We start from the raw sequence: 12408 nt of genomic DNA on the forward strand, positions 1-12408 counted from the left end.
GATGGGGTTTTTTTACATAATTTCTAGGGAGAATTGTTTCTCAACAACCGCTCCATATAGTATGATGAACGTGTATAAAGGAGTGAGCGTAGTTGAGATTGATTAAATTTCTAGTGGTAATTGCTATATTTGTTGGTGTAGTGGGGTATGGTGTACTACATTTCGGCACAAAATTTGCCTCTGAAAAAATTGTAGATACCTTGTCGACAGAATTAGAAAATAGCGGACAAAAGGAAGAAATCAAAAATACCATTGAAAATGACCCACAATTAAAAGCCTATATGGAAGAGGCGAAAACGGTCGATAGCAGTACATTACCGTTTACGACAAAAGAAGAGGCAACGAAAGTCTTAATTCAAAAAGTGGGCATTACCGATTTGAACGACATGCGTGTAAAATTGCAGGACGGCTCGATGACGCAGGAAGAAGCTCTACAAATGGTGGAAGGCAAATTATCCGATGAAGAGATTGCAGCTTTAAAAGTCATTGTCTATAAAGAGCTTTATGAATAACAAACAGCAGAAGCAATGTTTGCTTCTGCTGCTTGCATTACCCATTACAGATCATGATTATATTTCCATCTAAATCTTGAATGTTGAAGTAAGCAAAGTCATCAAAACGTTCTATAGGCCGAACAATCGGAATGCCCTTGTCTTTCATAGACTGATAGGCATCGTCAATATTGTTTGTGTAGAAATTAAACAACACATGCTTGGACTGCTGTAACTGAAAGCCAGGATCAAATGTGTGATCGTCTAAGGTAATTCCCGTCTCAGAGGAAATGGGTAAATTGTAGACAGGCGAAACTACCTTCTCTTCACAAAAGGGCAGACCAAGAAGTTGGCTATACCATTCTGCTGATTGACGTAAATCTCGGACATGAATAAAAACATTATTCACCTTCTTGGTAAGAGGGGACGTTACAAAATTCATTCTTTCTACCACCTTTCGCTTGTTATGATAGGAATTCGCTAAAAAATTTTTTTCACCTGCTTAAAAGAGCATGCTTCATGGCATGTTCTTTTTTTATGTCCCATTTTTAAAAATTTTCTTTATATAGTTAGAAAGGACATTAGATGGAAAGAGGGATCGTCATGATTTATCGAGTAGCCAAAAAGGAGAATTATGTGGTTTTGGATAAAGCATTTTTAAATGATGAGCAATTAAGCTGGAAAGCAAAGGGTCTGCTTGCCTATATGCTGTCTTTGCCAGATGATTGGTCATTTAGTCTTGCAGATTTAGCAATACGTAGTAAATGTGGGCGGGAAGCGACAGCCAAAATTTTGGACGAACTCATAGAGGCGGGCTATCTTCAAAAAGTACAGGAACGAGGAAAAGACGGCAAGTTCGGTAGGGTAGAATTTTTCGTCTATGAAGCATCAAAACGTGCTGCTATACCGTCAACGGGAAATTCGTCAACGGTCGTACCATCGACGGAAAAGCCCACACTACTAAATAATAATTTACTAAATAATCAATTACTAAAAGATAAAGATGATAAGGAGTCTACTAACACTGCCTACCACTTTTATGTGCAACAAGGCTTTGGCAAACAAACAGCCTATATTGCTAGTAAAATTCGTCACTGGCTCACTATTTTTTCAGAGGACATGGTCATCTATGCGATGAAGCTAGCGGTGGAGCATAATGTTTTACGCTGGCGGTATGTAGAGAGCATCTTACAAAATTGGTGCCATCAGAACATAAAGAGTCTTGCAGATATTGCTATCGACCAGCAGCGTTTTCAAGCCCACAAGCAGCAAGTGTCATCACATTCTAAAGCTAGACGACGGGAAATCATTCCGCAGTGGTTTCAGCAGCGTGGTGATCAGGAACAAGAATTTCAGCCAACAATTGATTTTGCAGCAGAACGACAAAAAATTTTAGCCCTCTTACGGAGTGAATAAATTCTCCGCATACCATAAAGGCTTAATCGATGAAAAGTTATCATGATCCTGTAAAATCATGTGAATTCTTTCCAACGCATCGTCAAAGGAGCGTGGGTCATAGTGACGAGTCCAAACAATGGTTGAAAAGACAGTCATGGCTGCATAGAGGGCATATAACTGCCAAAACATATCGTCTGGTGAAGATGAAAAATAGCCATCAATCTGCCCAATACAATAGGGGATACTTTGTCGTCTACTAAACAAGGCAAGATTATAAAAGTCATGATAAGGATCGCCCACATCATAGCCATTAAAATCTATCACCCCATTGTAAGTATGTCCTTTACAAATAATGTGACCGAGATGAAAATCATCATGAAGCAGGGTGATGGGGCGTTGCTTTAACAGTGGTAAGTGCGTTTCAATAAAGCGCAATAGTTTAGCTTCTTGTGGAAGTTGATAGGCATCTTGTTGGTATGCCTTCAAATAGGTAGAAAACTTTTTGAGCTGTGTTGTCTCCCAATGAATTATTTGCGGAGGGCTCACTTGATGTATTTTTCTCAATTCTTTCCCCGCCGCAAGACCAAGGTGGAATTGCTCAGAGTCAGAAAGTTCCTGAATAATTTCATCTGCTGGTGTTTCTTCTAAAAAGCTAACGACCATTGCGGATACGTTGGCTTCCTGAAACAAGGTATAGTCAACGGCTTTATGTGTTCTTACACCCTGCTTTGCTAACTCTTGGAGCAAGGAAAACTCTACTGCACGTTTGTCATGATGTGCTAGATCTGACAAGCGCACCAAATAGCGCGTTTCACCAACTGTTACCAGATACTTGCTATCAGGTGAATAGCCTTTGTTAATTTTCACTTGCTGTGTATAGCCGTTTAAGCTTGGTAATTGACGAATAATCTCTACTGCCTGCACACTTTCTTTCCTCGCTTTCAATATTTTAGAAGAACTAAAATACTACAGAAAACAATACTTTGTCAATGCTTGGAAGCGAGAAAAGAGGTTATAAAATCATAATGAAAAAATAGTAAAAGAGCACAACTAACTAGAAAACACTTTTGTGCGCGCATTTACTAATAGTAAGTGGATGTCCTAGTGACATTCACACTTCATAGCTTCGAGGAAAGAGAGGTGAAACGATCGCAGTAGCCTTAAGCGCGAAAAGAAGCTAATAAGCCTCAAAAGGAACCTCTAATTATCTGTTGTTTACCCTAAAAAACCCAAAAAGAAGAAAAGAATAACATAGCGTCAGTCGCTAAAAATAATAGGAAAGGACGGTGCAACATGAGTTATGTTATTGAAAAACAGATGATGTCAGGGCTACCGAATCAAGCGCTAACGGCAGTCAAATACGTTGTGGCGCATGAATCAGGTAATGGCAGCAATACAGGTCCAAATGCATTGGAAAACGAAATTGCCTATATGAATCGAAATAAAGCCAATGCCTTTGTTTCTCACTGGGTAGGCGGTGGTGGAAGAATCGTACAAGTAGCCCCAGTCAATCGCGTGCAATATGGCTGTGGACCAAAGGGAAATCCGTATAGCTATGCCCAGGTGGAATTGGCACGGACTGCTGATAAGGAACAATTTAAAAAGGACTATGCGGCTTATATTTGGCTGTTACGTAAGCTTGCGATAGAGGCAGGGATTCCGACTGTTTTAGATGGTAGCGGCAACGGCATTAAGTCACATCGATGGATTGCGGAAAATCTAGGAGGCACTACGCACAAAGATCCTTTTGACTATTTAAAAAGTATGGGGATTACAGAAGCACAGTTCCAGCAAGATATTAAAAATGGGCTTGAGGAGGGATTAACAGTGTCACAATATAATGAGCTAAAACAAGAAATAGAAACGTTGAAAAGCTTACTAGCTGAAAAAGCTAGTTTACAAACAAGCAGAGAAGTGGGAGCAGCCCATAAAGAGGCTTGGGAGTGGGCTATTAGCGAAGGCATTATCCGAGGCGATGGAAGTAAGAACATGAATCCAGCAGGCGCCTTAACAAGAGAGCAAATGGCGACCATGCTGAAACGCTATTACGACAAATTTATAGCCAACTAATTGTGTAGGATAAAGCTCCTATGTCATCACGAGCTTTATCCTTTTTCATTGAATAAAGGTTTTTTCAAAATTTTGTCGAATGTAGTAGAAGAGAGGAGGGGTTTTGATGTTAACCAAAATAAGAAAAGTAAAATTTGAACAAGAAAGAAAAAATCCATTATACCAGGTGGTGATGGAATGTCCCGATGGTAAGCAACTCTATGTAAAATTTGATTATACGTATAAAACAAAAAATTTCTGGCCATTAGAAGTGAATTATAATAAAAAGAACTATGGTGCAAAGCTAGCATGGTATACAAATGAAGTCGAGAATATGACAGTGGCTTTATTTCTAGAAACGATTGCTGGTAAAATCAACAAGAAGTATGATTTTAACTTTAAGAAACAATAAAAAAAGCAGCACCTTGTAGGAGCATACTGCTTAAGACTTGTCCATTATTTAGTTGAGATATAAACAACAAGTGCTGCCTCATCAAATGTTACATTTGCGCCAAGTGCTTGACTGACAAAGCGTAAAGGCACCATTGTTGTACCTTGATATATTTCAGCAGGATGGCTGAGTGTGATTGTTGATGCAGAACCATTTGTATCAACATAAGCCGTTTTATTCCCCACACCAATCACAATTTTTTTACTGTCCTTTGTTGCCGTTACTTTTTTCGTTGCATTATCATAGCTAACCGTTGCCCCAAGAGATTCAAAGATTGCCTTCATTGGCACTAAGGTTGTGCCATTTTTCATATAAGCGCTAGGCGTATAATTTTGCTTCACGTCATTTAAATAGACAGCAACCTTCGTTAATACAGGTGCTACCGTTGCTTTAGGTGCTGGCGTAGCATAACTTTGACCGCCTGAAGAAGACCCTGCATTATTGCCACCATTGCCATTATGATAATGATAGCCAGAACAAAGCCCTTTAGCCTTTGATTTGTCAGAACAGTTGTGACCGCCATTGCTATCTAAACGCCCTGGATGTGCGCTCGCAATAGAGGCTGTGGTGAAAAATAATGTAAGCATCGCCATCAACAAAACCAATTTCTTCATATAAATCCTCCAATTCTCAAAATATGTAATTATTATACTATTGAAAAGAGAATTTTGATATGTTTTTATAGGAAATTAGTTTTAACCCATTAAAAGGCACTACCAGTCAAGATTGGTAGTGCCATTTTGTTATACGGTTAATTGATTTTCGTTTTGGAGATCAATGGCTTTTTGGAGCAGTCGATGCAGAACGGCTGCAAAGGTTGCAATCGTACTGGTTACAAAGATGCTGATAAGTGTCAGCGTAATAATTCCTGTAATATCTTCCTTGCCAGTAAACATTATCATAATTGATGTAATACCTAGCACAAGGCCGGCTACAATAGTGAGAGCACAATTTTTGATCGTTCTCAAAGCCCGTACAGATGATTTGGAGAACGCTTTATGCTGGTCGATGTTCGTTAAGAGGCGATAGGCCTTATACAACGCCGTGTAATAGGGAATGCATAGTGCATACACATAGAGTAAAAAAAGATAAGACAAATAGGAGGATTCGGGATGTGCCGCTGCATCTCTACTGGCTATCCCAGGTAGCCAAAATAGTCCTAAAGCTAATACAGGGATACCTAGCAGCATAATCACACTCTTTAGGAAAATGGTTGACCCCTTTTTATGTTTCATACAATACACCTCACTGGTAATGATATATTGATTTTAAAATAAAATTTATCGATTTTCAATAAAAATATATTATTATTCATTGGTTTTTTCATTTTAAAAGACATCCATCCTTATAGGATAGATGCCTTTTAAGTGGGATGATTAACATCTTACATATTTACGTTTAAAGCCAATTCTGCCTCGCTCTATTTCCTTTTGAATTGTTTTATAAGCATTTAGCTGTGTGCTTTTCTTGTTGTCTCGCTTCATTTCTACAGGACCAATCGCTTGTGCGGTTGCTACTGCTTGTTCGTGGAGCGGCACATAGGAAATAGCCACTGTGTATAAAAAATTATTCATGGCCGATTTTGTACGTTCGGGTACGTCGTGGATGGTATTTTTCACAACTTCCAGCATGTTAGCCAGCTTGCTCTCGGAAAATTCGCTATCCTTGCGATTCCCTAATAGCCAGCAATAGCAGCTCCAGCCCGCTGACATTTTCAGTTCCTCACCACTGGCAATCCACGCATCCGCCACCTCCTGAGCAATCGGTGCCTCTGCTAAAGTAACCGCTACTACATAATCCGACAGCATATAAAAATAAGCTGCCTCCATCCATCGATTAAAATCTTCCACAGTCATGGCTTTTGGATCTGCTATGATGCCAGCAAAGTACATCGCATCATAGTTGCCCGTAGCATAAAGCTCTTCTGCTAGAGCCTGATCGATTTTAATTTTCTTCGCAATAGGCTTCATGGCACCTGTTGCCACACCAAATAACGGCTCATGGGCGCCATTTGACATATACATTTTTTTCGTCCGTTCCTTGCCAAGAGCCTCTAGCTCCTGCATCACCAATTCAGCATTCATAATAGCACTTCCTTTTTTTCTGTTTTCTAGATTATTTTTATTATCTTATAAAGAATGTCTTTTTGTAATGGATTAAAAGCATATCATATTAGAATATAAAATATCATATCTGAATATATTTTTGTCAGTCATTTTATATTGAAGGAAGTACCTATTTCCAATTAGCTAGAGCCTATTCCAAATAAACATAAATTGAGCTGCATCCGATTCGAGGGCAATTTGATGATAGTCTGTTGAATCATCATCTGTAATCAAGCGACCTTTTTGCACGTTTAAAATGGCATGTTTAACAGAGTTGGGATGTTCAATCGCATAGTGGGAGTCTTTTAGAAGAGTGAGGGCAGATCGACATTTATGTTTATCGATGCGCTCATTTTTTCCTTTAAAATACAGCTTAATTAAATAGGGCACATCGTCAATGATTAAACCAAGCTCAGGATTGGAACGCACAATTAAATCGTCACAATACCAATTCGCCTTACCTGGTTCAAACCACTGTACGTTTTTATTTTTTAAGAATCTTATATAGGCTTTGACGGCTTCTTGGTAATTTTTCTGGCGTGCAGGAAGGGCGTTATCCACGATGTCGAGTAAATAGGTATCATTAAAACGATGTTCATGGTATTTTTTTAATCCATCACGCAAGGCTTTCCAATAATCTTTTATTGGATGGTACTCTCCCTGATATTTTATATCCTTCACAAACTTTGTCTTTGCTGCACTTCCCTTCATTGTGAAGTCTGTAAATTGTGTTAAACCAATAGATGGCTTTGTGAGCGTCGTCATTTTTCCATCACCCTTCTTTCATCATCGATGACATACTATAGATTAGTATTATATTGGAAAGGGTACATGTATATGATTGATGGGCTTGTTAACAATCAGCTCCTAACAGTGTTCTATTACAATAAGAAAATCAATTTTTTAAAAAAATATGTTTAGATGTGTTTTGACTGGGAATATAAATAGCGAGCTAGTAAAAAGCTCAAAAAAATATTTAGGAGGAATAGAAATGGCTAACAAGCAAAACAATCGCAACAGAAACAACAATGAAAACATGACTGTCGAAGAAGCGGGACGTAAAGGCGGAGAAGCTACCTCCAGAAATCATGACCGTGATTTTTATGAAGAAATTGGACGTAAAGGCGGAGAGGCTACGTCTAAAAATCATGGACATGAATTTTATCAAGAAATTGGTCGCAAAGGTGGAGAAGCTACGGCTGAAAACCACGACGAAGAATTTTATGAAGAAATTGGCCGCAAAGGCGGAGAAGCTACCTCTGAAAAGCACGACGACGATTTTTATGAAGAAATAGGACGTAAAGGTGGAGAAGCACGCAGTAAACAGCGTAGTAACAACTCCAACGGCAATCAAAATCGTCGAAATAACAATAATAACTAATCACTTTTAAATAGCTTGAAACCCTTCACACACAGGGCGTTTGTAGTTTTAAACTACAGGCGCCTTTTTTGTTGTTAAGTTCCTCTCAATCCACAGGATAAATTTGTTGAATTTCTCCTAATTGTAGTATATATTTAATCCGCTTCTATTTGTTTTTAGAGGAAATGAGGATAGAGAGAATGACACTATTTAAAGATAAAGAACTATTTCAGGTAATTCAATCCGTCGTGCAGGCTGTGAACATGACGGTCAAGATAAAACAAGATGATTCAGGTATTAATATGAGCTATAACTTTATTGGGGATTATGTAGGATTTGATGCGAAACGATTAGTAGAGGCAAGAAATGAACTAATGCTTCCAACTTCACTTGAAATTTATGTCAAAACAATGACCCTTCATGAGCTAGGTCATGCAGTGGATCGACAAGCATTACAGGCGTCACTTCCACGTACAATTGAAATCTTTACGATGAAAAAGCAACACGCATTAAAAGAAATATATCGTCAGGAACAACTACTAGCCATGCTGATTGAAGAACATGAAATGAATATTCAATTTGAGCAAACGGCTTGGGAAAATGCATGGATGCTTAACCATACACATCACTTAGTTCCTGAAAAGGACTTTGACTATATCAAACAGCATAGCCTAGCGACCTATCAGCGTTTATATGAGCAAGATTTACAAGCTTATCACCATCTTTTGAACCAGCAGATGGTGCAATTAGTTTAGCTAGAAATAATCATTTCATACCGTCGCGGGAATAGATCAAACCAAATAGGGCAATGTAATACTACTTGGAGGTGATCATTTTGACAAAGGGCAAGCAATATAAACGTCAGTCAGAGTTGGCGGAATTAGCGACAGATTTAAGTCCAGATGATTTAGATGTGCGCGAAGAAAATGCTTTAACACAAGAGCAAAAGAAAAATTCGAGCGAAGGAAATCGTTCAAAAAAATCTGCCACACGCAAATCGCAATCATAACGTAAACACCACAATCATTTCCGATTGTGGTGTTATTTTATCTATTGCCACTTTTACATAGAACTGTACTACTGAGCGTTGATTTAATGTTACAATTTATAGAATGAATGAAAGGGGCTGGAATAAATGATTTTATTTATCGTATTTGTTGGAGTTGTCGTTGTCATAGGCATCGTCAGTAATGCAAATAAAAATCACAGCAAATCAAATGAGCACAATCACCATATCCATTCCACTAACGAATTTTCAACAAATGATGCATATCTTTCCTCCCAGGACAGCCAACAGTGTGCTGATTCTAGTGCTACTACGAGTGACTCATCCTGTGGCTCCAGTGGGGAATGAAGGTGGCCCATTCTGAATTATGGAGATATTGCTAGTAAATTGGCGAGGATTCAAAGTAATCGAACTAAGAGCAAATTTTTTATAACGTGATCAAAAGCGGAGGAGGTCTGTTTTGCACCGATCTCTTCCGAAGTACATATGTAAAATTTCATCACCTCACCACTAGTAACTATTGTTACTAGAGAAGTTGTGAACTGTTCTTTAAGATATAGCGAAAATGAAGCAACAGGCGTAAGATAGAGGAATAGATAGAGAGAATTTGGAGGTAGTAGTTGATATGATTCGATTCGAAAATGATTATGCAGAAGGTGCCCATCCACAAATTTTGCAGCGGTTAGTGGCTACAAATGAAGAACAATCTCCAGGGTATGGTATGGATGAGCATTCCGAAAAAGCAAGAGCCTATATAAAAAAAGCGATTGCAGCGGAGCAGGCAGACATTCACTTTTTAGTTGGTGGTACACAAACGAATACAACCGTGATAGCGTCTATTTTGCGTCCTCATCAGGGCGTCATTGCTGCGAGTACAGGGCATATTGCGGTGCATGAAACAGGAGCTATTGAGGCAACGGGTCATAAGGTACTGACATTACCTAGCGATGATGGCAAACTAACTGCGACACAGGTGAAAGCCTGCTATGATGCGCACTGGCTGGATAGCACTCATGAGCATATGGTGCAGCCAGGCTTAGTGTACATATCACACCCTACAGAAAATGGCACGACCTATAGTAAGGCAGAATTAACAGCCTTACGTGAAGTTTGCCGAGACTGTGACTTACCACTGTTTATAGATGGTGCTCGTTTAGGCTATGGTCTAGTGGCACAAGACAGTGATTTATCTCTCGCTGACATGGCTCAGCTTTGTGATGTATTTTATATTGGTGGTACTAAAATGGGTGCATTGTTTGGAGAAGCAGTCATCATCGTGAATCCTGCGTACCAAAAGGATTTCCGCTACATGATTAAGCAAAGAGGAGGGCTACTTGCCAAAGGTCGATTATTAGGCATTCAGTTCGAAACGCTATTTGAAGATACGCTCTATATGGATATTTCGCATCATGCGGTAGATATGGCAATGCTTATACGACAGGCATTTCTCGATAAAGGCTTCGCAATGCGCTATGATTCAAAAACGAATCAGCAATTTCCAATTTTACCAAACCATCTACTTCCAACGTTAGAAGAAAAATATTCCTTCTCCATTTGGGAAGCATACGATGATACCCATACGGTTGTGCGCTTTTGCACAAGCTGGGCTACGACCAAAGAAAATGTGGATCGTTTAATAGACGACATCTACCGTTTAATATAATCAATCAAGCTGCACCTTCCGTCAAAGGGTGCAGTTTTTTCCTATTATTCCCTAACTCTTGCTATACTATAGATAACAGGAAAGGTGGAAGCGAATGACTAAATACGTAGCACTTTTAAGAGGTATTAATGTAGGTGGGCACAATAAATTAAAAATGGCTGAATTGAGAGACGCGCTGCAACCACTGGGGCTCCAAAACATTCGGACATATATTCAAAGTGGCAATATCCTGTTTGAATCGAGTGAATCAGAAGAATTTTTGCAACAGCAAATTCAAGAGACCATCCAAAGTACCTTCACTATCACGAGTACAGTAATTATCCGTACAGCTGAAGAATTCCGCTCTATTGTGAACAATTGTCCTTTCTCAGAACAAGACTTAGCAGATGCAAGTGCTACAGCTACAGGGGAAAGTCTCCATGTTGCACTACTTTCAACAGTTCCAACTGAAGAGAACGGAGCTAAGTTATTACAATATGTAAGTGAAAAAGAGCGCTGCATTATCAAGGGGAGAGATGTCTATCTGTTATTTCACGATAGCATTCGCAATGCCAAGCTTAGTCAACAACTGCCTAAGCTAGAGGTGCCCGCTACAGCTCGCAATTGGAAAACGATGATGAAGCTTGCGACAATGATTGGTGAGTAGGGAAACTCATCTTTTCTATAAGGAGGCGTGTTTGAATGCGACGGGATCAAGTAGGTTATTTTATTTATCCTTTTTTGTACTTCATTGTTAGAACAATGAATCAATGGAGGAAGCATGAGCCGATTGCATGGGGAGAAAATGTGACGATGATGGTCATCACAATGGTCATCATTTATATCTTTGTTTGGATGTGGAATTGGTCCAAAAAGCCGTATCAATGGAGAAAGAAGAATAATAAAGAAACATAAAGCAAGAGAGCAAATTTCATTATTGAAATGATGCTCTCTTTTTTTTTACTTAAACTTTTCAGGTTTTGTGGCTTTAATAGAGGCAATTTCTCCACATTGGGTACAGACAGTGAAAATAAGGGGTGAACCTGAGGAAAAGATGGTATTCACGGGTCTTAAAGCAGCATAGCCATCTAATTTCCCTTCAGAAAAAGATTGACTGCCACAGGCTTTACAACTATATGTATTTGTTTCCATATTCTCACCTCGTAATGTAAGTTTAAGGAAATTATAGCATAGAAAAAACTACAGCGATATGCATCACTGTAGCTCAGAATTGGTTGATACCCCTTGAGGTTTTCTAAAGTATTATAGCATAACAACTTATTCATTGTATAGATGAAGGAAAATATATAAATGTTGCGACTTCATTTGACTTTATCGAATTGGCTATTTGAACGAAAAGATTGGGTGTTTCCTGATTCGTGCTATCTTTATAAATGCCAAGAAGATATTGTAAATTGCTTTCTTCAAAAACAAAGAAGTTAAAAAGCAGGTGCTCAAAATAAATTCCCTAACGACCATCTTGCAGTGTATATGCTTTTCCTGAAAAGCTCACTTTCGGTTGAATAGGTCGAATATCAATTTTAAAAATATGCTGTTTCATTTCGTTATGAACATAGAGAATGTTAAGTGAATCATTCATGCCATATTGATGATCTTTGTAAAATCGACCAAACTTATGTGTGATGGAAAACGGGGGTATAACAGTTGGGAGTTTGACCTTACTATAATGCTGTTCAAATTCCTTCACAGCCGCTTCTACTGATTGATAGCCTGCTTCATCAAATTTTTCCTCAAAAGTGGGTGGCAGAGGATGCGCACTTGCATGTTCAATGGTGTGGTTAATTAAAAAAATACATAGTGAAAAAGTAATTTTCTTTAGCATTGCTTGCACGTCCTTATTTAAATAGCACTTTATATATAAGTATTTCGATTCAGGATGTAAATA

At 38.7% G+C, this 12408-nt stretch carries 18 protein-coding genes; 10 read left to right on the forward strand and 8 right to left on the reverse strand.

Going from position 1 to position 12408, the window contains the following annotated elements; all coding sequences use genetic code 11:
* Positions 1 to 92 precede the first annotated feature (92 nt).
* Positions 93 to 512 (forward strand): hypothetical protein, encoded by a 420-nt coding sequence (locus B3D98_RS03825; RefSeq protein ID WP_048393864.1) that lies wholly within the window; start codon positions 93 to 95, stop codon positions 510 to 512.
* Positions 513 to 549: 37 nt separating this feature from the next.
* Here the strand turns inward: B3D98_RS03825 and B3D98_RS03830 are convergent, their stop codons facing one another.
* On the reverse strand, positions 550 to 933 hold the full coding sequence (locus tag B3D98_RS03830; RefSeq protein ID WP_288580751.1) for a VOC family protein: 384 nt from the start codon (positions 931 to 933) through the stop codon (positions 550 to 552).
* A 161-nt stretch (positions 934 to 1094) separates the two neighbouring features.
* On the opposite strand from B3D98_RS03830, the gene B3D98_RS03835 reads away from it, so the two are divergent.
* The gene (locus tag B3D98_RS03835) at positions 1095 to 1907 is read left to right on the forward strand and encodes a DnaD domain protein (RefSeq protein WP_048393860.1); all 813 of its coding nucleotides are present in this window, start codon (positions 1095 to 1097) and stop codon (positions 1905 to 1907) included.
* On the opposite strand, the gene B3D98_RS03840 is transcribed toward B3D98_RS03835, so the two are convergent.
* Positions 1893 to 2813, reverse strand: coding sequence for an aminoglycoside phosphotransferase family protein (locus B3D98_RS03840; protein ID WP_288580754.1), 921 nt, complete (start codon positions 2811 to 2813; stop codon positions 1893 to 1895). The two genes, B3D98_RS03835 and B3D98_RS03840, sit on opposite strands and share 15 nt — an antisense overlap.
* A 369-nt stretch (positions 2814 to 3182) precedes the next feature.
* Here B3D98_RS03840 and B3D98_RS03845 point away from each other — a divergent pair, with 369 nt between their 5' ends.
* Both B3D98_RS03845 and B3D98_RS03850 read left to right on the forward strand, forming a co-directional pair.
* Positions 3183 to 3959, forward strand: a complete 777-nt coding sequence (locus B3D98_RS03845) for an N-acetylmuramoyl-L-alanine amidase (protein ID WP_048393857.1) — start codon at positions 3183 to 3185, stop codon at positions 3957 to 3959.
* A 106-nt stretch (positions 3960 to 4065) separates the two neighbouring features.
* The gene (locus B3D98_RS03850; RefSeq protein WP_048393855.1) at positions 4066 to 4350 is read left to right on the forward strand and encodes a hypothetical protein; all 285 of its coding nucleotides are present in this window, start codon (positions 4066 to 4068) and stop codon (positions 4348 to 4350) included.
* A gap of 44 nt (positions 4351 to 4394) precedes the next feature.
* Here the strand turns inward: B3D98_RS03850 and B3D98_RS03855 are convergent, their stop codons facing one another.
* From B3D98_RS03855 to B3D98_RS03870, 4 genes are all read right to left on the reverse strand, one after another.
* Positions 4395 to 5003 carry a copper amine oxidase N-terminal domain-containing protein gene (locus B3D98_RS03855; RefSeq protein ID WP_054549412.1) on the reverse strand — a complete coding sequence of 203 codons (609 nt, stop codon included), beginning with the start codon at positions 5001 to 5003 and terminating at the stop codon, positions 4395 to 4397.
* 129 nt (positions 5004 to 5132) lie between these two features.
* A complete protein-coding gene (locus B3D98_RS03860) occupies positions 5133 to 5624 on the reverse strand; it encodes a DUF2975 domain-containing protein (protein WP_054549411.1) in 492 nt (163 codons plus the stop codon).
* A gap of 141 nt (positions 5625 to 5765) precedes the next feature.
* Positions 5766 to 6473, reverse strand: coding sequence for a DNA alkylation repair protein (locus tag B3D98_RS03865; protein WP_216486894.1), 708 nt, complete (start codon positions 6471 to 6473; stop codon positions 5766 to 5768).
* A 165-nt stretch (positions 6474 to 6638) separates the two neighbouring features.
* A complete protein-coding gene (locus B3D98_RS03870; RefSeq protein WP_216486892.1) occupies positions 6639 to 7259 on the reverse strand; it encodes a hypothetical protein in 621 nt (206 codons plus the stop codon).
* A gap of 226 nt (positions 7260 to 7485) precedes the next feature.
* Here B3D98_RS03870 and B3D98_RS03875 point away from each other — a divergent pair, with 226 nt between their 5' ends.
* From B3D98_RS03875 to B3D98_RS03900, 6 genes are all read left to right on the forward strand, one after another.
* Positions 7486 to 7875: a KGG domain-containing protein gene (locus tag B3D98_RS03875; protein ID WP_414674035.1), complete on the forward strand. Its 390-nt coding sequence runs from the start codon at positions 7486 to 7488 to the stop codon at positions 7873 to 7875.
* A 179-nt stretch (positions 7876 to 8054) separates the two neighbouring features.
* Positions 8055 to 8609, forward strand: a complete 555-nt coding sequence (locus B3D98_RS03880; protein WP_288580761.1) for an integrase — start codon at positions 8055 to 8057, stop codon at positions 8607 to 8609.
* Between the two features lie 71 nt (positions 8610 to 8680).
* Positions 8681 to 8863 (forward strand): hypothetical protein, encoded by a 183-nt coding sequence (locus B3D98_RS03885; protein ID WP_227744851.1) that lies wholly within the window; start codon positions 8681 to 8683, stop codon positions 8861 to 8863.
* A 622-nt stretch (positions 8864 to 9485) separates the two neighbouring features.
* The gene (locus tag B3D98_RS03890) at positions 9486 to 10523 is read left to right on the forward strand and encodes a threonine aldolase family protein (RefSeq protein WP_288580763.1); all 1038 of its coding nucleotides are present in this window, start codon (positions 9486 to 9488) and stop codon (positions 10521 to 10523) included.
* A gap of 94 nt (positions 10524 to 10617) precedes the next feature.
* A complete protein-coding gene (locus B3D98_RS03895; RefSeq protein WP_103117972.1) occupies positions 10618 to 11169 on the forward strand; it encodes a DUF1697 domain-containing protein in 552 nt (183 codons plus the stop codon).
* 35 nt (positions 11170 to 11204) lie between these two features.
* Positions 11205 to 11417 carry a hypothetical protein gene (locus B3D98_RS03900; protein ID WP_004228585.1) on the forward strand — a complete coding sequence of 71 codons (213 nt, stop codon included), beginning with the start codon at positions 11205 to 11207 and terminating at the stop codon, positions 11415 to 11417.
* 45 nt (positions 11418 to 11462) lie between these two features.
* Here B3D98_RS03900 and B3D98_RS03905 read toward each other — a convergent pair whose 3' ends face one another.
* Both B3D98_RS03905 and B3D98_RS03910 read right to left on the reverse strand, forming a co-directional pair.
* A complete protein-coding gene (locus B3D98_RS03905; protein WP_048393836.1) occupies positions 11463 to 11654 on the reverse strand; it encodes a hypothetical protein in 192 nt (63 codons plus the stop codon).
* A 316-nt stretch (positions 11655 to 11970) separates the two neighbouring features.
* Positions 11971 to 12345 (reverse strand): hypothetical protein, encoded by a 375-nt coding sequence (locus B3D98_RS03910; RefSeq protein ID WP_279494752.1) that lies wholly within the window; start codon positions 12343 to 12345, stop codon positions 11971 to 11973.
* Positions 12346 to 12408 lie beyond the last annotated feature (63 nt).

Source organism: Lysinibacillus sp. UBA5994, assembly GCF_002429725.1.
Lineage (GTDB): Bacteria > Bacillota > Bacilli > Bacillales_A > Planococcaceae > Lysinibacillus > Lysinibacillus capsici.

Coding starts and splice junctions, on each gene's coding strand:
- B3D98_RS03830 (WP_288580751.1), bottom strand. CDS start 933: ATGAATTTTGTAACGTCCCCTCTTACCAAGAAGGTGAATAATGTTTTT.
- B3D98_RS03835 (WP_048393860.1), top strand. CDS start 1,095: ATGATTTATCGAGTAGCCAAAAAGGAGAATTATGTGGTTTTGGATAAA.
- B3D98_RS03845 (WP_048393857.1), top strand. CDS start 3,183: ATGAGTTATGTTATTGAAAAACAGATGATGTCAGGGCTACCGAATCAA.
- B3D98_RS03850 (WP_048393855.1), top strand. CDS start 4,066: ATGTTAACCAAAATAAGAAAAGTAAAATTTGAACAAGAAAGAAAAAAT.
- B3D98_RS03855 (WP_054549412.1), bottom strand. CDS start 5,003: ATGAAGAAATTGGTTTTGTTGATGGCGATGCTTACATTATTTTTCACC.
- B3D98_RS03860 (WP_054549411.1), bottom strand. CDS start 5,624: ATGAAACATAAAAAGGGGTCAACCATTTTCCTAAAGAGTGTGATTATG.
- B3D98_RS03865 (WP_216486894.1), bottom strand. CDS start 6,473: ATGAATGCTGAATTGGTGATGCAGGAGCTAGAGGCTCTTGGCAAGGAA.
- B3D98_RS03870 (WP_216486892.1), bottom strand. CDS start 7,259: ATGACGACGCTCACAAAGCCATCTATTGGTTTAACACAATTTACAGAC.
- B3D98_RS03875 (WP_414674035.1), top strand. CDS start 7,486: ATGGCTAACAAGCAAAACAATCGCAACAGAAACAACAATGAAAACATG.
- B3D98_RS03880 (WP_288580761.1), top strand. CDS start 8,055: ATGACACTATTTAAAGATAAAGAACTATTTCAGGTAATTCAATCCGTC.
- B3D98_RS03890 (WP_288580763.1), top strand. CDS start 9,486: ATGATTCGATTCGAAAATGATTATGCAGAAGGTGCCCATCCACAAATT.
- B3D98_RS03895 (WP_103117972.1), top strand. CDS start 10,618: ATGACTAAATACGTAGCACTTTTAAGAGGTATTAATGTAGGTGGGCAC.
- B3D98_RS03900 (WP_004228585.1), top strand. CDS start 11,205: ATGCGACGGGATCAAGTAGGTTATTTTATTTATCCTTTTTTGTACTTC.
- B3D98_RS03905 (WP_048393836.1), bottom strand. CDS start 11,654: ATGGAAACAAATACATATAGTTGTAAAGCCTGTGGCAGTCAATCTTTT.
- B3D98_RS03910 (WP_279494752.1), bottom strand. CDS start 12,345: ATGCTAAAGAAAATTACTTTTTCACTATGTATTTTTTTAATTAACCAC.